This window comes from Methylophilus luteus (assembly GCF_042676265.1).
Taxonomy (GTDB): domain Bacteria; phylum Pseudomonadota; class Gammaproteobacteria; order Burkholderiales; family Methylophilaceae; genus Methylophilus; species Methylophilus luteus.
Map to the genome: position 1 here is coordinate 612,472 of NZ_JBHTKB010000001.1, position 20,320 is coordinate 632,791.

The 20,320-nt window shown below is 53.0% G+C and carries 18 protein-coding genes; 7 read left to right on the plus strand and 11 right to left on the minus strand.

All coding sequences use genetic code 11. From position 1 onward, the window contains the following. Positions 1-16 precede the first annotated feature (16 nt). The 4 genes from ACFQ1Z_RS02700 to ACFQ1Z_RS02715 all read left to right on the plus strand — a co-directional run bounded on the left by ACFQ1Z_RS02700 (position 17) and on the right by ACFQ1Z_RS02715 (position 3,713). A complete protein-coding gene (locus tag ACFQ1Z_RS02700) occupies positions 17-1,471 on the plus strand; it encodes a TonB family protein (RefSeq protein ID WP_379055389.1) in 1,455 nt (484 codons plus the stop codon). Positions 1,472-1,818: 347 nt separating this feature from the next. Continuing rightward, a complete protein-coding gene (locus tag ACFQ1Z_RS02705; RefSeq protein WP_379055391.1) occupies positions 1,819-2,913 on the plus strand; it encodes an ABC transporter substrate-binding protein in 1,095 nt (364 codons plus the stop codon). 57 nt (positions 2,914-2,970) lie between these two features. After that, positions 2,971-3,462: a hypothetical protein gene (locus ACFQ1Z_RS02710; RefSeq protein WP_379055393.1), complete on the plus strand. Its 492-nt coding sequence runs from the start codon at positions 2,971-2,973 to the stop codon at positions 3,460-3,462. A 41-nt stretch (positions 3,463-3,503) separates the two neighbouring features. Next, positions 3,504-3,713 (plus strand): dodecin, encoded by a 210-nt coding sequence (locus ACFQ1Z_RS02715; protein WP_379055395.1) that lies wholly within the window; start codon positions 3,504-3,506, stop codon positions 3,711-3,713. A gap of 156 nt (positions 3,714-3,869) precedes the next feature. On the opposite strand, the gene ACFQ1Z_RS02720 is transcribed toward ACFQ1Z_RS02715, so the two are convergent. The 11 genes from ACFQ1Z_RS02720 to ACFQ1Z_RS02770 form a co-directional block, all read right to left on the minus strand. After that, the gene (locus ACFQ1Z_RS02720) at positions 3,870-4,547 is read right to left on the minus strand and encodes a nucleotidyl transferase AbiEii/AbiGii toxin family protein (RefSeq protein ID WP_379055397.1); all 678 of its coding nucleotides are present in this window, start codon (positions 4,545-4,547) and stop codon (positions 3,870-3,872) included. Further along, positions 4,540-5,025, minus strand: a complete 486-nt coding sequence (locus tag ACFQ1Z_RS02725; RefSeq protein ID WP_379055399.1) for a helix-turn-helix domain-containing protein — start codon at positions 5,023-5,025, stop codon at positions 4,540-4,542. The genes ACFQ1Z_RS02720 and ACFQ1Z_RS02725 overlap by 8 nt, the downstream gene beginning before the upstream one ends. Before the next feature lie 105 nt (positions 5,026-5,130). Next, positions 5,131-6,144, minus strand: coding sequence for a D-alanine--D-alanine ligase family protein (locus ACFQ1Z_RS02730; protein WP_379055401.1), 1,014 nt, complete (start codon positions 6,142-6,144; stop codon positions 5,131-5,133). Positions 6,145-6,188: 44 nt separating this feature from the next. After that, entirely contained in the window at positions 6,189-6,683 is a 495-nt protein-coding gene (locus tag ACFQ1Z_RS02735) for a hypothetical protein (RefSeq protein ID WP_379055403.1), read from the minus strand. 58 nt (positions 6,684-6,741) lie between these two features. Continuing rightward, on the minus strand, positions 6,742-7,380 hold the full coding sequence (locus ACFQ1Z_RS02740; protein WP_379055405.1) for a peroxiredoxin: 639 nt from the start codon (positions 7,378-7,380) through the stop codon (positions 6,742-6,744). 61 nt (positions 7,381-7,441) lie between these two features. Beyond that, positions 7,442-8,068 carry a class I SAM-dependent methyltransferase gene (locus tag ACFQ1Z_RS02745; RefSeq protein ID WP_379055407.1) on the minus strand — a complete coding sequence of 209 codons (627 nt, stop codon included), beginning with the start codon at positions 8,066-8,068 and terminating at the stop codon, positions 7,442-7,444. Between the two features lie 76 nt (positions 8,069-8,144). Next, the gene (locus ACFQ1Z_RS02750) at positions 8,145-9,173 is read right to left on the minus strand and encodes an ABC transporter substrate-binding protein (RefSeq protein ID WP_379055409.1); all 1,029 of its coding nucleotides are present in this window, start codon (positions 9,171-9,173) and stop codon (positions 8,145-8,147) included. Between the two features lie 171 nt (positions 9,174-9,344). Further along, positions 9,345-11,186, minus strand: coding sequence for an ABC transporter ATP-binding protein (locus tag ACFQ1Z_RS02755; RefSeq protein ID WP_379055411.1), 1,842 nt, complete (start codon positions 11,184-11,186; stop codon positions 9,345-9,347). After that, positions 11,179-13,023 (minus strand): ABC transporter ATP-binding protein, encoded by a 1,845-nt coding sequence (locus ACFQ1Z_RS02760; RefSeq protein ID WP_379055413.1) that lies wholly within the window; start codon positions 13,021-13,023, stop codon positions 11,179-11,181. Before ACFQ1Z_RS02760 ends, ACFQ1Z_RS02755 begins: the two co-directional genes overlap by 8 nt. Positions 13,024-13,106: 83 nt before the next feature. Then, positions 13,107-15,563 (minus strand): TonB-dependent receptor, encoded by a 2,457-nt coding sequence (locus ACFQ1Z_RS02765; protein WP_379055415.1) that lies wholly within the window; start codon positions 15,561-15,563, stop codon positions 13,107-13,109. Positions 15,564-15,771: 208 nt separating this feature from the next. Beyond that, positions 15,772-16,404 carry a malonic semialdehyde reductase gene (locus tag ACFQ1Z_RS02770; RefSeq protein WP_379055417.1) on the minus strand — a complete coding sequence of 211 codons (633 nt, stop codon included), beginning with the start codon at positions 16,402-16,404 and terminating at the stop codon, positions 15,772-15,774. Between the two features lie 323 nt (positions 16,405-16,727). Between ACFQ1Z_RS02770 and ACFQ1Z_RS02775 the strand changes: the two genes are divergently transcribed. From ACFQ1Z_RS02775 to ACFQ1Z_RS02785, 3 genes are all read left to right on the plus strand, one after another. After that, a complete protein-coding gene (locus ACFQ1Z_RS02775) occupies positions 16,728-17,807 on the plus strand; it encodes an ABC transporter substrate-binding protein (RefSeq protein ID WP_379055419.1) in 1,080 nt (359 codons plus the stop codon). A 24-nt stretch (positions 17,808-17,831) separates the two neighbouring features. Then, complete coding sequence (locus tag ACFQ1Z_RS02780; protein WP_379055421.1) at positions 17,832-18,548, plus strand: class II aldolase/adducin family protein; 717 nt, start codon at positions 17,832-17,834, stop codon at positions 18,546-18,548. 79 nt (positions 18,549-18,627) lie between these two features. After that, positions 18,628-19,983, plus strand: coding sequence for an LLM class flavin-dependent oxidoreductase (locus ACFQ1Z_RS02785; protein WP_379055423.1), 1,356 nt, complete (start codon positions 18,628-18,630; stop codon positions 19,981-19,983). Positions 19,984-20,320 lie beyond the last annotated feature (337 nt).

Here is a 20,320-nt window from a genome sequence, read left to right on the forward strand (position 1 = left end):
TCATATGGAGTTTGAGATGAAAAAACAGTTGATCGCCTCCCTGCTGCTAATAGGGGCAGGGCTGGCCCATGCGGCAGATACAGTGAAAGATGTCTGGATCAGCGACGACAAAGGCTGCAAGTTCTATTCGCGCTTTAAAAACCCTTTCCATAGCATAGAGTGGGCTGGCGCGTGCAAGGATGGCTATGTGGATGGGGCAGGCGTGCTCAAGGTGTTTGAGAGCGGCGTGCACAAAGCCACCTACAGCGGCAACTTTGAGCAGGGCAAGCTGATGGGCAAGGGTGTGGTCGAATACTTTAACAGCGGTAATCATGGCGTACGCCTGGAAGGTGTGTTTTTCAATAACCTGCCGCATGGCCCTGGCATACAGAGTTTTGCTGACGGACGTCGCTTTGAAGGCAATTTTGAAAAAGGTTGCCCGCAGTCTGGCATCACCAGCTGGCCGAATGGGGTCAGTTACCAGGGCGAGTATAAGAATTGCCACCTGCCTGATGAGGTGGCAAGCTCACCTGCGGTGACGATAGACGGCAAGGCGATTGCTTACCCTGCGAGCTTGATCCGCTATGGCAGCCAGGGCAATGTGCTGGCGACTATGGATGTGACTGAGAACAACCAGTTAAAAAACATTGAAGTCACGCAGTCGAGTCATCCCTTATTTGAACAGGCGGCTATCCGCAGCCTCAGGCAGGCAAAGGTAAAAGCCGCACTGGTCCAGGGGCAGCCTGTGCTGACGCCTATCTTGCAATCATTTCCCTTCAGGATCACCCGTTCAAGTGAGGCCTTGCCCTTGCATAACCCTTACCCTGAAAAAGCCAGCCCGGAAGAACCGGAGATGCTGCAATACGATCAGCCGCCAGCAGATAAAGTGGTCGCGCCGCTGGTTTATCCGCTAGAGCTGCTCAAGCAGAATGTACGCGGCACGGCGACCGTGTCTGTGGTGATAGACCCTACGGGCGCACCGCAACAACTGAAGATCGTTGAAAGCTCAGAGCCGGCCTTTGGCCAGGCACTCAAGGCCATGCTGGCATCTTCCAGTTTTTTCCCGGCGCGCAAAAACAAACAGTTTTCCTGGTCGGCTTTCAATATCAAAAGGACATTCACCCAGCATGGCACGCATGACATCGCTATTGATGCGCACGGTCTGCGCATATTGGACGAGTTGCGTAAGCCCCAGCCCGCTATTGCGCCTGTCAGCAGCCTGGATCACGCGCCTAAACCTTTTTACACCCCGCCGCCGCTGTATCCACCCGAGCTGGCAGATAAAGGCGTGAGCGGCACGGTGCTGGTCGAGTTCTATATCGATAAAGAAGGCTCGGTGCAGTTCCCGCATGCGCTGAAAAGCAACAACGAAGAACTGGCCTGGCTGGCGCTGACGGCAGTCGCGCGCTGGCAGTTTTATCCGCCGCTGGTCAAGGGCGTGGCGGTAGATACCGTGGTGACGGTACCGGTGGCATTCAATCTGAATAATTAAGCTTTTAACTGGCGCCAGCTATTGATGCTGATAAGTAACATTCAACTGTTGCAAGCCCATCAGCGCTTTGCTCAATAGCAAACAGCGCTGCAGGTAGCAGTTGGCTGGATAAGATGTAATTCATTGATTTTTATGGGGTATTTAAATTTCTTTGCATTTGGCATATTTCCTGCAGATATACATACTGATTTGTTAAGTAGCTGCACTGTGAGTGTGGCGAGGTCATGATGCCAGGCCCAAATCGCTGGCATAGCGTTAACAAACAAGCAGTAACCGATCGCGGTTGATCACAGTGTCATAGCGCTTGGACAGAACAGTTAAATTTTAATTAATCAAAGGAATGTATCATGAGTAATCAACAACAGCTTCCTGACAATACGCTCTGGTTCACCCGTTGCGCGGGCAATGGCCAGGGTGGTGTACCTACAGCATCCGGCATTGCCTTTAATCTTGGCTGGCTGCAGGATGAATTCAGTAAAGACAACGTCCGCCTGCGCGCTTTGCAGGATGACGACAGCGCCGATTTCAGGCATCACCACTACGATCACGGTCTGCAGACCCTGATCCGCGAAGGTGGCAACCTGTTCGCTATCCCGGCCAAAGCCCAGGGCGCAGACACCGTGCTGATAGGCCTGACCTGGATAGAAGAATCGCAATCCATCATCGTGCGTCCGGATTCAAATATCCGCAAGCCGGAAGACCTCAAAGGCAAACGCCTGGCATTGCCTGGCTACAACCCCAAGGATATCACCGAGAACAAGCGTGGCCGTACCATCACGCGCCACAGCAGCCTGCATGGCTACAAAGGGGCACTGGCTTCAGTCGGCCTGACCCTGGATGATGTGCAGCTGGTTGAAGTAGGCCAGAACGAGGTCAGTGCCAGCGGCCGCCGCTACGGTGGCTGGCAAGCCAGCTTTAATGCCTTGCTGTCAGGCAAGGTAGATGCCATTTATGTGAAAGGCGCTGCTGCACAAGATGGCGCGCGTGACCAGGGCCTGGTAGTAGGCATAGACCTGGATACCCTGCCGGAAAAACGTTTCCGCGTGAATAACGGTACCCCACGCCCGGTGACAGTACACAGATACTTGCTGGAAAATCATTACGATGTAGTGGTGCGCTTTCTGACCCAGACCTTACGCGCTGCAGAATGGGCGAAAACCAATCTTGCCGGTGTGCACGAGATCCTGCAAAACGAAACCGGCGGCACCGCCGAAGGCGTGGCTGCGGCTTATCGTAATGGCTTTCATCTGTCACTAGCACCAGACTTGTCCGCTGAACGCCTGGAGCTGTTCCGCCAGCAGAAAGACTTTTTGCTGAGCTATGGCATCCTGGATAAAGACTTTGATTTTGACGCCTGGGTAGACCACAGACCGATACAAGATGCACAAAAAGCCTTGCAAACCCTGCTTGCCAATGAGCAGGGCGGCAAGCTGGCAGCGTAATTAACCGGTGGAGCCAGTGCACAAGCACGCTCCACAACCATTTTTTCTGGAGTAAGCATGGCTTTTACTATTGATGCTGTCGCACAACAGGTGCGCAACTTTCTGCTGCAAGACCAGGGTCCGGCAGGTCGCGAGCGCGTGCGTGTCTATTTGCAGGACGTGGTCTCCGACCAGGAATTTGCTAACCAGTACCTGGATGATGCACAACCGCAACGCCGGGTGTTGTACGAAGATGCTGATCTTGGCTTTGCCATCCTCGGCCATGTGTTCAAGGAAGCCAGGAAAGCACCGCCGCATGACCATGGCGTTTCCTGGGCGATTTATGGCCAGGTGGCAGGTGTCACCACCATGGATGGCTGGGATGTGGTTGAAGCTGGCGAAGGCACGGTCAGGTTGCGTGATTCCATAGAGTTGACGCCCGGTAATGTGCGCGTTTATAACGAAAACGAGATCCACTCACCCAGACGCGAAGGCCCGGCCAAACTGATCCGCATTGAAGGAAACCCCAGCCAGAATCCACCAGGACGCGTCTGGCAGCCTGTACAATAAAATGGCAGGCAAACCCCTTCAATTGCATAAAGGAAATAACGATGTCAGAGCATATTTATAAAGTGGTTGAGTTGGTAGGTTCTTCTACCGTGAGCAGTGATGACGCGATCAAGAATGCCATAGAGCGTGCAGCCAAAACGCTGAATCACCTCAACTGGTTTGAAGTGGTAGAGACGCGCGGCCATATTGCAGACGGCAAGTTAGCGCATTTTCAGGTCACGCTTAAAGTAGGTTTCAGAATCGAAGATTAAAACAACAATATCCAGTGTAGTGCTTGAACGGCCCGGGCCTGTACCCCGGGCCATTTTTTTATCTAAGTTCTGGAGGTGTGCAATGAGATTCTTCTTAGAGCAAGTTTGCGCATCTGGTCATGTAGTCCCATGTTCAGTAGGCCTTAAATTGATTGGCTATCGTTCAGATGCAGTTTTTAACAGATCCAGCTTAAGCTTTTTCACTCGTAGCAAACACTCATCGAAGCTCAAATTAAAATCGATTTTTTCAATACTGTCGAACGCTGGCAGCATGATGGCTTTACGTGACTCGCATTGATCTATGAATACTTCAATGTTTTTCAGGAATACGTCGCAATGATCCAATATCTCAGCGTAGTGATGGTCTATGACTACGGCGAGGTCTATCAGGTCACGTGGCATTGCTCTATCACCGCGATACCATAGCTTCTTGGCCACTATCTCAAGCGATGTTTCTAATAATATGTTTCTGTCTAGCACTTGATGTTGTGCAAAGGGATTCATGGTCAGCGTAGAAGAAGCTACGAAATCGATCTCTCCCTCGGGTAGGAACAACTTCACGTATTCAGCGGTATCTTTGTATTCGGACGTAACATCACCGCCGCGGCCACCCAGTCTAGGATTGATATAACCCAAAAACTGCGGGTCAGGAACAAAGATATCGATATCTTTGCTCTTGCGATGGTTATAGTAGAACATCAACACAGTGCCCTCACCAAGGCTCAAACGCGGAATGGTGTATCCATCGGCAGCAATAGCGTCAAGCAGGCTGTATGTTTTCTCCAGCAGGCTTACCCATGGGCCATCAGGAAAGTTTAGTGCCTGCTTAGCCAATAGCATTCCAAAATTTATTTGGTGACTTGATCTCGGTTGCGACGTGCGCCAGGTTCTTCCAGATCAACTTGGCATTGAGCTCCTTTTTAGAAGCAAGTTGCTTGACGGCCCCGGCAACAATAGAGATCGGTGTTTCGTCAATCAGATGCATCACTTGCCCTTCAATACCAGGTTCAATTTTTCCGCTCTGCATGAGTTTTTCCAGATCAGACGCTGACATCGAATCTTTGTAGCTTGTATTGATATTGCCTAGCGTGATCTTAATGAAGTCCATCTTTTTCCCAGTTGAAAACATGGGTGTACCGACAATATCGGCAATCTCAGATAGCTTGATGGCACCTATGTCACCTAGCTTACCTTTTTCCAGATTCACTATGGTGACTCTTGAGACATGGGAGGCAGCGGCTAGCGCCTTTTGACTCAAGCCGCATGCCGTTCTCTCTTTTTTAATGATTGCGCCAATTGTTAAGATATCCATAGCTGAACTATAAGGATTTCCTTTAAAAAAGTAAACTATGCTTTACTTTTATGGCGGTTTGGCTAAGTTTAGCATGTCAGCCATGCACTGTTAGCGACATCCAAGTTAAGACTTTCTTTTTTGTAGCGCAAGCCTGCAGATACGGTCACAGAGTTCAGCAAAAGTGATTCCAGACACCTGTGCCGATTGCGGCATCAGGCTGGTAGAGGTCATGCCTGGCAAGGTGTTGGTTTCCAGGCACCATAGTTTGCCATTTTCATCCAGCCTGAAATCCGAGCGGCTATAGCCAGCTAGTTTTAATGTCTTGTGCGCCAGGGCCGCCAGGCGGTGCGCTTCGGCATAGATATCTGCCGGTAATTCTGCCGGAAAGATCTCGCGTACTTTGCCGGCCTGATATTTGGCTGCATAGTCAAAGATCAATGCCTGATCGAGCACGATCTCGCCCACGCCTAGCGGTTCACCGTCCAGTACGCCCACACTTAATTCCCTGCCGGCAATGTATTGTTCCAGCATGACTTCGTCACCAAACTGGCGGGCGAGGGTGATGGCCGCATCCAGCGCGTCCAGGTCATGGATAATGGATAGCCCGACCGTAGAGCCCTGGGCGTTCGGTTTGATCACCAGCGGCAAACCCAGGGTCTGCAGTTCTCTTTCTGTGTAGTCCGGGGCCATGCGCCAGGCCGGGGTGCGGATATTGGCCAGTGTATATAGCCGCTTGGAAATATCCTTATCCATAGCCATGGCACTCGCTAGCGCGCCGCTGCCGGTATAAGGCATATTTGCCATCTCCAGCATGGCCTGTATGTGGCCATTCTCGCCGCTACCGCCATGCAGGGCGATAAAATACACATGCACATCGGCCACTTGCCGCTCAGGCAGGATATGGGTCTGGCTGATCAGGGCCAGGGCGTCGCTATCTGGCGGCAGTGCCGCGACTTTGCCCGTCAACAATAGCGCTTCTTGCGTGCTGCTGAGTACGCCAGTGGCGGTGTCGATGGCGATCACTTCATGGCCGATTTCGCGCAGGGCCGGGATGACCTGGGCCGCACTGGCGATAGAGACATCGCGCTCCTCGCTGACCCCGCCAAACAACACAACGATTCTTAGATTAGGCTTCATATGGAGTATGGTTAAACAGGTAGGTTGGCTGACAGCTCAGGTGCTTAGTCTTTGTATTTTTTCAATATCATGCTGCCGGCCACTGTCCACACCAGCTCCCGCTCTTCTTTGAATTCGCAGTCGTGGTTGTTCACCGTTCTGTAGTAATAAGCTTTCACTGTATTGCTATCCAGCTTGGTCAGGTTCAGGTTCCAGGTTTCAACCCATGCACAATCGTTATCTGTACCTGACACCGTCTGGTACATGACAGCATTGGTCTCTACCGAGGCAACCGTGAATACCACATTTCTGATGCCCCAGAATCTCTGCCAGTGATCGGTCTTCCACTCAGAGATAATGCCCTTGGCACCGTTGATATCTACCCTGAGTTTTTTCTTGACCGGCGGTGCGGTGCTTGGGCTGAGGTTGGCGCCGCTGATACGCTCAGGTTCGCCCACCCAGGCACCGTCAAACTCTGCTGAAATTAAATCAGGCTGGGCCTGTGCTGCGGCATGAAAAAGCATGAACACGGCTAGCAATAGAGTGGTGGATAAGCGCATTGAAGTTATTCCGTTAAAAGTAAAAAGGTCCGGCGCTATGCTCCGGACCATGTTGCTATTATTTATTCGGCTGCGGTGTGAGTCGCAAATAAGGCTTCACCGCCTTGAAGCCTTTGGGGAACTTGGTTTTGAGCACTACGGGGTCGGTGATGGATGGCAGGATGACCACGTCCTGGCCGTCTTCCCAGTTGGCGGGGGTAGCCACGCTGTGGTATTCGGTCAGTTGCAATGAGTCGATCACGCGCAACAGTTCGTTGAAGTTGCGGCCGGTGCTGGCCGGGTAGGTGAGGGTGAGGCGTATCTTTTTGCTGGGGTCTATCACGAATACCGATCTCACCGTTGCCGTGGCGCTGGCGTTCGGGTGTATCAGGTCATACAGCTCAGACACTTTTCTATCCGCATCGGCAATGATGGGGAAGTTGACTTCGGTAGACTGGGTCTCGTTGATGTCTTTGATCCAGCCATGGTGTGACTCTACCGGGTCGACTGACAGGGCGATGGCTTTGACGTTGCGCTTTTTAAACTCGCCTGCCAGCTTGGCGGTCGCGCCCAGTTCGGTGGTGCATACCGGGGTGTAATCAGCCGGGTGTGAGAATAATATGGCCCAGCTATCGCCCAGCCACTGGTGGAACGAGAGCGGACCTATGCTGGAATCCTGTGTGAAATCAGGGGCGATATCACCTAATCTTAAACTCATGTTGAAGCTCCTCTAAAAGGTAGTTTTATATGGATGGCGCCGGCTTATGCATGACGCCTGCTTATGTGTGACAGTGGGCCTGATGCAATGCCAGGCCGCCCTTGTTCAGCAGCAACTCGACCTGGTTGAATCCGGCTGCCTCCAAGGCGCTGCGTTGTTCGGCCACCGACATAAACAGCTCGGTGTTTTGCATGCCGCCGGCATCGGTATGGTGGTCGCAGAGCAAATAAAAACCATCGCCCTGCAGCAGGTTTTTGACTTGCTGGTGCAGCGCAGTGGCGCGTGTCTTGTGGCGCAGCTCATGCACGGCCTGCATGGTGACGACCACATCAAATACACCCAGACCCTGCCACCAGTCGGCGCTGAGAAAGTCTCTTTCCAAAAACTGGATATGTTCCTGGCCCAGGCCTATGCGTTGCCTGGCCAGCGCATGCATGGCAGCAGAAAAATCCAGCGCCAGATATTGGCTTTTTGGCAATGCCTGCAATAAATGCTGGGCCAGAAAACCTGGCCCTGAACCCAGTTCAAGGATGCGCACCGCGCCAGCCGGAAAGTGTTTGAGTATGCTGTCGGCAAAAGCCTGAAAAAACTCGGGACGCCACGGGCGTTTGAGCAGGGCTGAATCTGCCCAGTCTGCTGCAGTGGCAGGGTCTCGTAAATCGATAGGGCTGGGGATCTCAGGCTGCATGTTTTTCTGTCAGTTAAAAATAAAAGTGGCAGGTGCCAAGGCGTACCTTGAGCAGCTGCCACATCAGTGCTAAAAATTAAGCAGCTTTTTTCTTCAGGCGTTGTACTTCTGCCAGGGCTGTTGGGTCTATCCAGGCCTGTACATCAAAGTCTTCCTTGATAAAACCCCACTCCAGCAAGAAGTTCTTATAACCTTCCAGCGCGGCGATAGATTCAGGGTTGAGGTCTGTGCCCTGGTGCAGGTGCACGTCGTGACCATAGGCTTCGCGTACCCATTGGTCGGTAGAACCGGATTCTTTGGCGATATAAGCCACAGTTTCTGCTTCGTGCTTGGCTGCCCAGTCAGAGACTTCTACGATCTGGCTCAAAAAGCGTACCACCAGGTCAGGACGGTCGCGCAGTAAGGCGGCGTCTACCGTGATCGGGCGTGGTGCGCCGTTGTTGGCTCTGACTTTTGGGTCCGGATGCTGACGCACATCATAAACAATGGTCACGCCGTGTTCATTAGCGCTCTCATAGCCACGCGCACCTTTAACGAAGATCGCATCGACCTCGCCGTTTTTCAGCGCTGCGTATTCAGCGGCATAAGCTGCGCGCTTGCCAGATTGCCATCCTATGGTAGGCGGTTGTCTTTCAACGGCCACATCGACCAGTTCTACATCTTTAGGGGTCAGGCCGCCGACTTCCAGCGTGACGACGATACCGCGCAAAGCGCTGGCACGTTGATGGTCTATGCTGATCACATGCTTAGGCACGGCAATGCGCTTGCCTTTCAGGTCTGCCGGGCTTTTGATGCCGGAGTTTGGCAGGGTGACGATCAGTTGCGCTTCGTCTACCCAGTTCAAACCGATCACTTTAGTGTCGGTGCCTCTGGACTTGGCCCAGATAGCCGGTACGTTACCGCCCTGGCGGAAAGAGTGCGGCAAGCGGTGGTCGTAGTGTGACTCCAGCAATTCCGGGTCTTGTGTTTCTTGCAAGGTGTTGATGGTGATGCCATCTTGTGCAAATTCCTGGCTGATCCAGCCTTCACGTGCGGCCAGTCCCAATGGGGTAGGCACCGGGCAGCGTGTGTACCAAATGCTATCAATCTTGTCTTGTGCAGACATATCATCTCTCCTGATGAGTTAAATTAGTTTGGAACTCCCTGTATTGCAGGAAGCATGCCAGTATGTTTAATTGTTTATAATCAAACGGATAGGATATTTATGTGTTGCCGGGCTCGCATTTTTTGTTTGCCCAGCAACATCCGTTTCAAGCTAACTGTTGTTCTGCCAGCATCAGGCCGCTATGCTGGCCTCTGAGGCTTCCTGATAGGCTTTATACAATCCTGAATAATGGCCGTTCAGGTCTATCAGTTCGCTATGCGAGCCTTTTTCAACGATCTGGCCATCGCGTATCACGGCGATGGCATCGGCGTCGCGTATGGTAGACAGCCTGTGGGCGATGATGATGGCGGTGCGGCCTTCGCTCAGTCGCCGGAAAGCGTTCTGTATCTTTCTTTCCGTGTGCAGGTCGACCGCAGAAGTGGCTTCGTCCAGCACCAGGATGGCAGGGTCAGCCAGATAGGCGCGGACTATACACACCAGTTGCCGCTGGCCATGGCTGAGAAAAGCACCCAATGGGCCGACTTCGGTGTAATAGCCTTGCGGCAGTCTTTCCAATATCTCATCGGCACCCAGTTCCTGCACTGCTTGTATCAGCGCCTGGTCAGATGCTTCAGGCGCGGCCAGGCGCAGGTTATCCAGCACACTGCCGCTGAATAGCACGTTGTCCTGCAACACCAGGCCGACCTTACGCCGCAGCAGGGTCTGCTGGTAGTCTTTGACATTGACGCCATCAACCAGCACTTCGCCTGCATTCACCTCATAAAAGCGCGTCAATAACTGCACTATGGTGCTTTTGCCGTGCCCGGTGGGGCCGACGATGGCCAGTACCTGGCCGGCAGGGATCTCCAGGTTAAGGCCCTGGATCACCAGTTTGGCTGCATCCGGGTTGTATTTGAAATGCACATTGTTAAACGCGACGTGGCCACGCACTGGCGGCAGCTGCGGTTGCGGCGGGTCTATGATCTCGGGCTCGGTATCCAGCAGCAAAAAGATGCGCTGCGCTGAAGAGGCGCCGGTGGAATAACGTTCAAACAAGTCATTCAACTCTTGCAATGGCCCCAGGAACAGTTGCACGTAAAACAGGCTTTGTGCGATCTGGCCCACGGTCAGTTGCTGCTCGACGATGCCCAGCGCGCCGGTACCCAGCAGAAACGCCATGCCTACCGTGCTTAACACCTGGGTGAACGGCAGGAACCAGCTGGTGCGGATATTGCCCTTGATCAGCGTGGTGTTGAAGTCGTGCAACAGGTTGCGGTAACGCTGCGCGTTGTCTGCTTCGGTCACGGTCTGCTTGATGATGCGCACGCCGGATACGGTTTCGACCAGGTGGGCGGTAAACCTGGCCCTGGCTTCAGCGACTTTGGCCCAGTTTTTTTCCGAGATGCGCTTGAACAGCCAGGTGGCGGCAAACAGCGCCGGCACTATGCTGGCCAGCGCCAGCAACAGCTTGGGCGATATCCACCACAGGGCGACTGCGGCGACCACAAAGCGTAGCAGGGCAGATAACAGCTCCGGTGGACCCTGGATCAGCAAGGGTTCCAGGGCGTCTATATCGCGGTCGGCCCGCGAAATGATGCGCCCGGCCTTGGTCTGGTCAAAATAACGCATGCTCAGGTGTTGCAGGTGCGCGAACACCTGCACGCGCAAGCTGTTCAGGATATGCACCGCCGCACTGCCGGACAGGTATTGCGATAAACCGGAGATGCCGAAACGCACCACCCAGCTCAGTGCCATGCCTATGCTCATCCAGGTCAGCAGCGGCGTATTCAGCACTATGCCTTGCGCGGTCTGGATAAAGCCATTGTCTATCACCTCGCGCAAGAACCAGGGCCGGATAAAGATGACACCGACCAGCACCGCTTCGAGCAGGATAACGGTGGTGACTTGCTGCCACACCTGTTTTAGCAGTGGTAGCAGGCGCCAGAACATATTACGGTCCAGGCTTTTTTTCGCCAGCGCCTGTTCCAGCTCAATATCATTGAGTGCGCGTTCTTGTCTTAATTTTTCAGCCATGTTGAACTCCTACCAGATCGCGATATGCAAAATGCGCCTTGATTAATGTGTCATGCGTACCTTCTGCCACGATCTTGCCATCAGCAAGCATGGCGACACGGTCGGCCAGCAGGATGGTGGAAAGCTTGCTGGCGATGATGAGCACCGTGATGTTCTTGCCGGTGTGCTCGCGCAGATGGCGGATGTTATCCAGCACCGTGCGTTCGGTGATCGCATCCAGCGCGCTGGTAGAATCATCCAGCACCAGGATAGAAGGCTCAGACAGGAATGCCCTGGCCAGGCTGATGCGCTGGCGCTGGCCGCCAGACAGGGTGATACCTCTATCACCTATCTTGGTGTGCAGGCCATCACTGAGTTTTTCCAGCACCTCGTCAGCGGCGGCCAGGTGCAGAGCCTGTAACAGCTCCTCATCAGTCGCATCCGGTTTGGCCAGGCGTAGATTGGCCGCCAGCGTATCCGAGAATAAAAAGCTTTCTTGCGGCACTACATGCACCAGTTTGCGTAACTGGTGCAGGTCCAGCGTCTTCACATCGTGCCAGCCTGCCCAGGCCGAGCCGACTTCTACACTGCCTTGCGCTGCGTCGAGCAGGCGGGGTAGCAAACCTGCCAGCGAGCTTTTGCCGGCACCGGTGGCGCCGACGATGGCGATGGTTTCGCCGGGGCTGACTTCCAGGCTGCAATGCTGCAGTATGGCTTTATCGCTGTTAGGCGCTTTGGTGGTGATATCCAGCAAGCGAAAACCCAGCGCCTGTGGCTGTATCCCGGTCTTGCCGGAAAGTATCTTAGGTTGTTCGTCCAGCAGTTCCCATATCCTGGCGGCTGAGGCGCGCGCATCGGCAAACACCTGCATCACCCTGCCTATGCCTTCTACCCTGAATACCAGCGCATTGGCGATCAGCAACGCTGGCACCAACTGGCCGACATTGAGCTGGCCTTTGCTGACCAGGTAAGCACCCAGGGCCAATATCCAAACCTGGCTGAAACCGATGACGATCTGCGGTAATGGGATGCGTTTTGCGGCGTAAGCCAAGGCCGCTCTGGCATGGCTGACAAAAGTATCTACCAGGCGGGTGAAATGCGCGGTACGTTGTGTTTCCAGGCCGAATGCCTTGATCACGCGTATGCCGTTCACGCCCTCACTGAGCTCCTGGTTAACCTGGTCATAGGCGCTGCCCACTTCACGGTCCAGTAATACCAGCGCATTGGTGTGCCTGACGAACAGCAGCATGCCGGCCACCACCAGCAGTAATGTGCCTATGCCTATCAGCGGATGGTAAATGCTGAGCACGCTGACAGAGATGACTACCCAGATGCTGGCTTCAAACACCTGGCGCCAGAAGTTGATCAGCGCATCGCGCACTTTGTCTGCGTCACGCGTGGTGCGGGTCACGATCTCGCCTATGCCATGTTGCCAGTGGTAGGCCAGGTCCAGTCGCTGTACCTGGTAGAGGATGCGCTCACGCAATATATACAGCAGCTCCTGGCCTATGATCAGCGACATCACGCCGCCTATGTATTGCAATACCGCCCGGCCTATGGCGACACCTATCAACAGGGTCAGCCAATAGCGGGCGTTAGAAAAGTCGAGTATGCCCTGGGCATTACGCGTAATGAATTCACCTATATGTATCGATTGGATCACCTGGCCGACCAGCCATAATTGCCAGGCCATGCCGGCGTTCACCAGTATGAACAGCAGGGCGGTGATGCTGAATTGCCATGGCATGTAGGCGTACAGTGTCAGGCATCGTATCAGTGGGTGTGTGCGCTGGAAATCAGCAAAGCGTGACGCTGCTTGCGTCTGCCCTTTGATTTCGGTCTCTATATAGGACTTCAACAGGCGCTCCTTTAACTATAATCAATATCAAAAAAGCGCCAGAACACACGAGGTGCCCTGGCGCTATCACTAGGGTTTAGCGATTAGAATGCAGCGGTGAATGAAGCACCAACCACTCTTACGCCACCTTGGATGATGTTGTCACCAAAGATACCTTGGCCAGCGTTATAAGAGGGGGTTGAGTGTTGCAGGTATTCTTTGTCGAACAGGTTGTTCGCATACGCTGTCAGCGTGTACTTGTTGCCTGGTGTGACATAAGAGATACGTGCATTCACGATAGTGAAACCACCTTGTTCCAAACCGGTACGGTTCACGCCACTGGCATCAAAGCCTTGCGGTGTCACATAGTAGTATTGCTGGGAAAGATAACGCGCATCAGCACCCAGCACCACTTTGGCACCATTATCAACGTGGAAAGTGTAGTTGGTCAGGATGTTGGCTGTGACGTTAGGTGAGCGTACCAGACGGTTGCCATCAAAGTTACCACCGTTGTTCAGGATCTCGGCATCTTCAAATTTGGTGCTCAATAAGCCCAGGCTACCGCTGATGAACCAGTCATTGGTTGGCAATGCCTGGATCTCGAGTTCCAGACCGTAGGTTTTTGCCTTGTCCACGTTTTGCAGGTAAGAAACGGTTTGGCCTGCCAATGCGTTAAAGCCCACCACGTTTACCTGTGCGTCCTGGTAATCATAGTAGAACGCGGTGGCGTTAAAGTTCAGGCGACCAGCCAGCCATTCTGATTTGTAACCCACTTCGTAAGAATCGAGTTCTTCCGGTTTCACCGTATTCACTGCCGCAAGGTTGGTCGCAGCGGTGTTGAAACCACCAGACTTGATACCATGTGCGTATTTAAAGAACACGCGGTCACTTGGGCTTAATTTGTATTCAGGGGTGAAGTCGTAGCTCCAGCGATTCCAGGTAGCTGAATCACTTGTGCTGAATGTGCCTGAACCCAAAGTACCGGCAGGTGTAAAGCCAGCGCCTGATGGCGTAAATGAGTTCCACCATTGTGCCAGGTTAGAGAAACTGCCGTTCACACCAGTGTTGCCCGTGCCTCTGCGATTCAAGTCATAATCTTTTTTCTCACGGCTCCAGCTCAAACCTGCTGAAGTCGCAAAGTCGTCGGTCCAGTTGTAAGTGGTGTTACCAAACAATGAGAAGCTGGTTGTTTCATGCTTGAGATCGGTCGCGTTGTAAGTCACCGCAGGGCCAGAGTCGGTAGGGCTTGAGTTAGCTACCTGGCCGGATGGCAATTTCGCGTTCTGGCTATTCAGGTCCAGTGTCTCTTTAAACAAATGCACACCGCCCAGCCAGTTCCATTGGTCTTCACGCGGTGAAGTAATGCGGAACTCTTGCGATACCTGGCGCGATTGGCTATCGGTATGGCTGCGGGAAAGTTCCAGCGGCGAGTTATCACCATCGCTTAAACCTTCATTCTTGAAACCTTCGAAACCAGTGATCGATGTGAAGGCCAGTTTGCCCACGTTCCATTTCAGGTTCAGGTTAGCGCCGGTTTGAGAAGAATCAGTCCAGTTGTCTGCGTTGGTGCTGACATCGTTATAACCAGTGCTAGGTCTGTAGTTGGCACGCAACACGCCATCGGCTCGGTAGCTGTTGGTGTTGGTGATGGCACCATCGGTTTTGTATTTACGGTAGTGCACATTCAGCAAGGCTTCAAAGTCATCGGTGATCTTGCCCAGCAACTGGCCGCGCAGAGCGCCATCTTGCAAGCCACCATCTTTAGTGCCTTTGAACTGGTTGCGGAAACGGCCATCGGTATCTTCGTTGTAGAAAGAGATACGGGCGCCCAGTCTATCCTCGATCAAAGGAATATTGACGCCACCTTGCAAGATCTTGTCGTTGAAAGTGGCATATTCTGCTTTCACGTAATCATCGGTTTTGCCTTCTTTCAATGAAGGTTTTTGCGAGATGATATTCACTGCACCACCGGTGGTGTTCTTGCCGTATTTGGTGCCTTGTGGGCCACGCAGCACTTCTACGCGCTCCAGGTCAAACAGCGGGAAACCAGTCGCGTTGGCGTTACTGATATACACATCATCGAGGTAAAAACCGATAGGGCTGGCCAGATCCTGTTGTTGCTGGCCGGCGCCGATACCACGTATCCACCAGCGTGGACGGCCATGTTGTTGACCAACCGCAGTCGCGTTCGGCACATAGTTAAAGATCTCTTGTGATGAGCGGCCTACGCCTTGTTGCAGCAAATCCTTGCCTTTGAGCACCGTAATAGGGGTGGCGATCTTTTGCGCGTTTTCTTTACGTCTGTTGGCGGTAACCGTCACGCTACCCAGTGAAGACTCTTGTGCCTGGGTTTCATCGGCGGTTTTCTTGGTCTCATCGCTGGCCGCAGCTTCTGACACTTGCGCTTCCTGGCCTTCAGCGGCTTTTTCCTCTTCGGCAGCCCAAGCCGGGTTTAATACCAGTGACCCGGCGAATGCACTCAGCACGGCTACTTTAACTGTTCTTAGTTTCCATAAATTTCTCGGCTGCTCTGCGCCCGAGATCTGACTCGTTCTTTTCATAATGTTCCCTTGAGTTTGAGATGAAGCACTTATAAAAGTGTTGCAAGCTCAAGGGCACGAATCATGCCAATCGAAAAATATGTTGTTAACTATATGATTATTATTGGAAATTTAAATTAAAGGCTGAATTTTTAAATCGCCTGAATTGTTTTGTCAGCAACATTAGCGGGGATAACTGTTTTGCCGGAATGTTGCTGAATAAACACTTTTAAGAAATGTTCACCGCTTTTTCAAACGATAATCTGGGCCCGCGTTTCTGGCTGCTTGGCTGCGCCAGATAGCCGATATTCAGCAGTAAAAAAGCCTTGTACTGGTCGTCAGCGAAAAAGCTGGCGTTAATCTGCTCGGCGTTAAAGCCCGACATAGGCCCCACCGATAAACCCAGTGCTCTAGCCGCAATGATCAGATAGCCTGCCTGTAATGCTGCATTCAATCTGGCGGTAGGCTCTATCCAGTCCGGTGACTTCTCAAAAAAGCTGCGTGCATCATAGGCAGGAAACTGCTCGGTCAGCTGATGATGAAACTGCGTATCGTAAGCGACGATCAGGTTGACCGGGGCTGCCAGGGTCTTGTCGCGATTAGCTGATGACACATGCGCCACCAGTTTCTCCTTTTGTGCCAGGCTGCGGATAAACAGGTATCTGGCCGGTTGTGCATTAAAGCCGGTAGGGCCGAGCTTGGTTAATTCATATAACTGGCGGATGACTTCATCTGAAACACTGGCGTCACTGAAGTGATGTTCGGTGTGCGCCTCGGTGAACAATTGTGCCAGGGCTTGTTCTGTGACGGCTTGTTCCTGGGTGGCTTGTTCCAGGGTGGCTTGTTCTGGATTTGCTGACATGTGCTGGCTTCCTTATTTTATATGTGAATGATTGTTGAAAGCGTAGTGAGAGCAAATGGCATACCAGCCTGTTTGCCGGTTTTTTTGTTGCAGCAGCAACAAAAAAGGCGCTCGCTGTTGCCAGGCCAGCAGCAAGATGTTGTTGCTGGCACTAGCTATTGGCCGTTAAGCAGATAGCCACAGGCTGGCAATCTTATTAAATATCAAGCACATACCTCATGCATGCCGCAGGTGGCAACTGCCTGAACCAGAGTTGGCATGCCGTTTGCCAATACATAGCTGTTTATGCAGTTCTTATTCAGACAAGATCAAAGGGGTAGGGTATGAGTTCACATTCTTCAGTCTCTAATCAGGTAGTCAATCTGTGGTACACCCGCTGCGGCGCGGCGACAGCTTCTGCACTGGCTATACGTCAGCAGTGGTTGCAGCAGGAATTTGCAGGCAATGGCACGCAGTTGCATTCATTGCGCGATTCCGAAAGCCTGGAAGTCAGAAACTCGCATTTCCACCACAAGCAGTCCGGCATGTTCAGAGAAGGCGGCAATATCCCGCCTATCTGGGCCAAAGGCCTGGGCCACGATACCGTGGTGGTCGGCATCACCTGGCTGGATGAATACCAGGGCATCATTGTGCGCGAAGACAGCAATATCCACTCTGTCAGCGACCTGAAAGGCAAGCGCCTGGGTATCCCTGACCATGCAAATGCGGTGATCGATTTTCAGCGCGGCGCTGCCCAGCATGGTTTCGCCACTGCGTTTGAGCTGTATGGCCTGGTGCCTGCCGATGCGAAATGGGTAGATATCGCTGCCCCAAGTTATGACCTGACAGACGGCCCAAGACGCGAGCGCTCAGAGTACAAGCATGTAGAGCTGGAAGCGCTCAACGAAGGCCACGTCGATGCCATCTTTGTACGTTTTGCCCGCGGCGTGCGCCTGGCGAATACGCCTGGCTACCGCCAGCTGATCAATATCAACGAACACCACGACCCGTTTGTACGCGTCAACAATGGCACGCCACGCCCGGTCACGGTAGACCGTGCTTTCCTGAACAAGCACCCGGATGTGGTGGATCGCTACCTGGCAGTATTGTTGCGTACCGCCGCCTGGGCAGCCGCCCATCCGCAAGAAGTGGTGCAGCTGCTGGCACCAGAAAACCAGAGTAGCAGTGAAGCCGAAGTTATTGCTTCGCACGGGGCCAATGTGCACCTGTCATTCACGCCTGCGCTGAGCAATCAGTATGTCAAAGGGCTGGAGATCCAGAAGAACTTCCTGCGTGACTGGGGCTATGTGAAACAGGACTTCGATATCCAGGACTGGATAGACCCGGCACCGCTGGCCAGGGCAGAAAAACTGGTCAAACAACAACCCGAATTTACCGTTTTTGCGGCAGCACAAGCTGCCTAACCACCTTAAAACAGGAGACTTATCATGAGCGATACTTTTACCGAAGCAGAATTAGTGAAATATGTAGAGCAAGCCAAGGCTGATGCTTTGCATTCATTCAACTTTTTGAAAGAAACCGGCACCCTGTCTGCCACCTGGACTTATCACATCACGCACAAGATCCCGGGCCAGGACAAACTGCTGAACATCCGTTTCCCATGGCCATGGGAGAGATCACGTGACCCGGTGGTCAGCATAGATACTTTCTCTGAAAAGAAAGACCATATCCTGCAAGAGTCACGCATTGATGCAGATACCGTGATCCACGCCCATACGCCTTACCTGGCAGCCTGGTCACTGGCACAGATCAATTTCCCTATCCTGTATGTGGCTGCACAACGTCACCTGCTGGCCCGCGAGATCCCTAACCACCTGGACCGCACGCGCAGCATCCTTTCCATCATTGCCGAGCGCCTGGACAACCACCCTGAACTGGCACCACCGCCAGCACTGCTGGAATCTAACGGCGGCGCCAATATCTGGGGCAAAGGCATTATCGGTACCTCGCAACTGGTGCTACTGATAGAAGAAGCCGCACGCTTCCAGTCACTGGCTGAACAAGTCGGCGGCGCCAAGGATTACACCCCGGGCGCACTCGAAGTGCAGTGGAAACGCACTGGCCTGGTGGAAAAAGCCAAGCAATACACAGGCCGCTTTATTGCTGACCTGCTGAAAACGGAAGACAAGCAAAAGGCTGCCTAAAGCCATAGGCTTGTGAAGTTTTGACCTTATGTCGGGGCAAGTTTTTCTTGCGCCCGACTTTTTATTGAAAGTGTTGATGATGAGTCAGAGCAAAAAAAGACAATTGGCCCTTAATGTATTTTTGTTACGTTATGGGCATCACCCGGCGGGCTGGTTACACCCGACATGGACAGAGAACGGACGTCCGGACCTGCAATGGTGGATACGCGCGGCAAAAATTGCCGAAGCAGCCAAGTTTGATACTTTTTTTGTGGCTGACTTTATCGGCCGTTCAGGCGTGATCGATAAACAATCGGTCAAAAACCCGAACAACTTTCATTTTGAACCGTTCACTTTGCTGTCCGCCATTGCTGCGCAGACTAAAGACATAGGCCTGGTGGCCACGGTGAATACCAATTTTTCCGACCCTTACAATGTCGCGCGCCAGTTCACCTCGCTAGACCATCTGAGCGGCGGCCGTGCCGGCTGGAACGTGGTGTCGTCCCTCAACCCGGTGACAGCCAAGAACTTTGGCATAGAAGCGCCTATCACGCATGAAGAGCGCTATGAGCGTGCCAGTGAATTCATACAGCTGACCAAAGCATTGTGGGATAGCTGGGATGACGACGCCTTTGATCACCCTGACCGCCACAGCGGCCAGTTCTACGACCCGGCTTCCGGCCATCCGGTCAATTTCAAGGGTGAGTACTTCAAATCAGAAGGCCTGCTCGATTTCCCACGGCCCATCCAGGGCTATCCGGTGTTTGTGCAGGCAGGCAACTCCGAGACCGGACGTGAGTTTGCCGCGCGCGAAGCAGAAATGACCTACAGCTCCGCCACCTCGCTAGAAGTCGCCAAAGCCTATTATGCCGACGTCAAATCACGCATGGCGAAATATGGCCGTGATGAAGACCAGCTGAAAATCACTCCCGGACTCAACGTGGTGGTGGCCGAGACTGACCAGGAAGCCCAGGACAAATATGGCGAACTGCAGGCGCTGGTCGATTTCTCCGAACTGGAGTTCGGCGGCCAGGACCTGAGCAAATATCCGCTGGATGGCCCATTGCCAGACCTGGATTATGACCCCGGCGAAAATGGCCGTGGCCGTTTCCAGCAACAACTGGAACTGGCCAGGCGCGAAAACCTGACCATACGCCAATTAGTGCTTAAATTCCGCGTCGCACGCGGTCATCTGCAGGCCATAGGTTCCGCTAAATCGGTGGCCGACACCATAGAACAATGGTTCGTAGAAAAAGGCGCCGACGGCTTTAACGTAGTGCCACCATACTCGATCAAAGGCCTGGAAGACTTCACCCGCCTGGTGGTGCCTGAACTGCAACGCCGCGGCATATTCCGTAAAGAATATGAAGGCAAGACCTATAGGGAGAATCTGGGTTTAAACAGACCGGAAAATCCGAATACAGCCCAGAAGAGCAAACTGAAAATCGCGTCTTAGTTCACCGCTGAATTGCATGCCCGTCATGTCACCAGCTGACATGACGGGCAGTTGACGCTATATATTGAAAAATGCCGCCGCGTAGTGGTGTTGACCTTGGGCCCCTATCTGACGCGCCGAGTAGCGCAGTCAAAATAAGGAGTAAGGGAGCGGCTGTGTGAGCTCCGCAACAAGCCACGTTTTGTGTGGCTTGTCAGGGCGAGTTTCGCGACCGCTTATTTTGACGAGCAACGCAGGGAAAAAGCGGAAGCTAGGGTGCATTTCTTTTGGTTACGTTTTCTTTGTGCAAGCAAAGAAAAGTAACTCGCCTACAGGCGAAACGCAAGGCAGCAAAATG

Coding starts and splice junctions, on each gene's coding strand:
- ACFQ1Z_RS02710 (WP_379055393.1), top strand. CDS start 2,971: ATGGCTTTTACTATTGATGCTGTCGCACAACAGGTGCGCAACTTTCTG.
- ACFQ1Z_RS02735 (WP_379055403.1), bottom strand. CDS start 6,683: ATGCGCTTATCCACCACTCTATTGCTAGCCGTGTTCATGCTTTTTCAT.
- ACFQ1Z_RS02755 (WP_379055411.1), bottom strand. CDS start 11,186: ATGGCTGAAAAATTAAGACAAGAACGCGCACTCAATGATATTGAGCTG.
- ACFQ1Z_RS02705 (WP_379055391.1), top strand. CDS start 1,819: ATGAGTAATCAACAACAGCTTCCTGACAATACGCTCTGGTTCACCCGT.
- ACFQ1Z_RS02750 (WP_379055409.1), bottom strand. CDS start 9,173: ATGTCTGCACAAGACAAGATTGATAGCATTTGGTACACACGCTGCCCG.
- ACFQ1Z_RS02775 (WP_379055419.1), top strand. CDS start 16,728: ATGAGTTCACATTCTTCAGTCTCTAATCAGGTAGTCAATCTGTGGTAC.
- ACFQ1Z_RS02765 (WP_379055415.1), bottom strand. CDS start 15,563: ATGAAAAGAACGAGTCAGATCTCGGGCGCAGAGCAGCCGAGAAATTTA.
- ACFQ1Z_RS02785 (WP_379055423.1), top strand. CDS start 18,628: ATGAGTCAGAGCAAAAAAAGACAATTGGCCCTTAATGTATTTTTGTTA.
- ACFQ1Z_RS02780 (WP_379055421.1), top strand. CDS start 17,832: ATGAGCGATACTTTTACCGAAGCAGAATTAGTGAAATATGTAGAGCAA.
- ACFQ1Z_RS02700 (WP_379055389.1), top strand. CDS start 17: ATGAAAAAACAGTTGATCGCCTCCCTGCTGCTAATAGGGGCAGGGCTG.
- ACFQ1Z_RS02770 (WP_379055417.1), bottom strand. CDS start 16,404: ATGTCAGCAAATCCAGAACAAGCCACCCTGGAACAAGCCACCCAGGAA.
- ACFQ1Z_RS02725 (WP_379055399.1), bottom strand. CDS start 5,025: ATGGATATCTTAACAATTGGCGCAATCATTAAAAAAGAGAGAACGGCA.
- ACFQ1Z_RS02730 (WP_379055401.1), bottom strand. CDS start 6,144: ATGAAGCCTAATCTAAGAATCGTTGTGTTGTTTGGCGGGGTCAGCGAG.
- ACFQ1Z_RS02715 (WP_379055395.1), top strand. CDS start 3,504: ATGTCAGAGCATATTTATAAAGTGGTTGAGTTGGTAGGTTCTTCTACC.
- ACFQ1Z_RS02745 (WP_379055407.1), bottom strand. CDS start 8,068: ATGCAGCCTGAGATCCCCAGCCCTATCGATTTACGAGACCCTGCCACT.
- ACFQ1Z_RS02740 (WP_379055405.1), bottom strand. CDS start 7,380: ATGAGTTTAAGATTAGGTGATATCGCCCCTGATTTCACACAGGATTCC.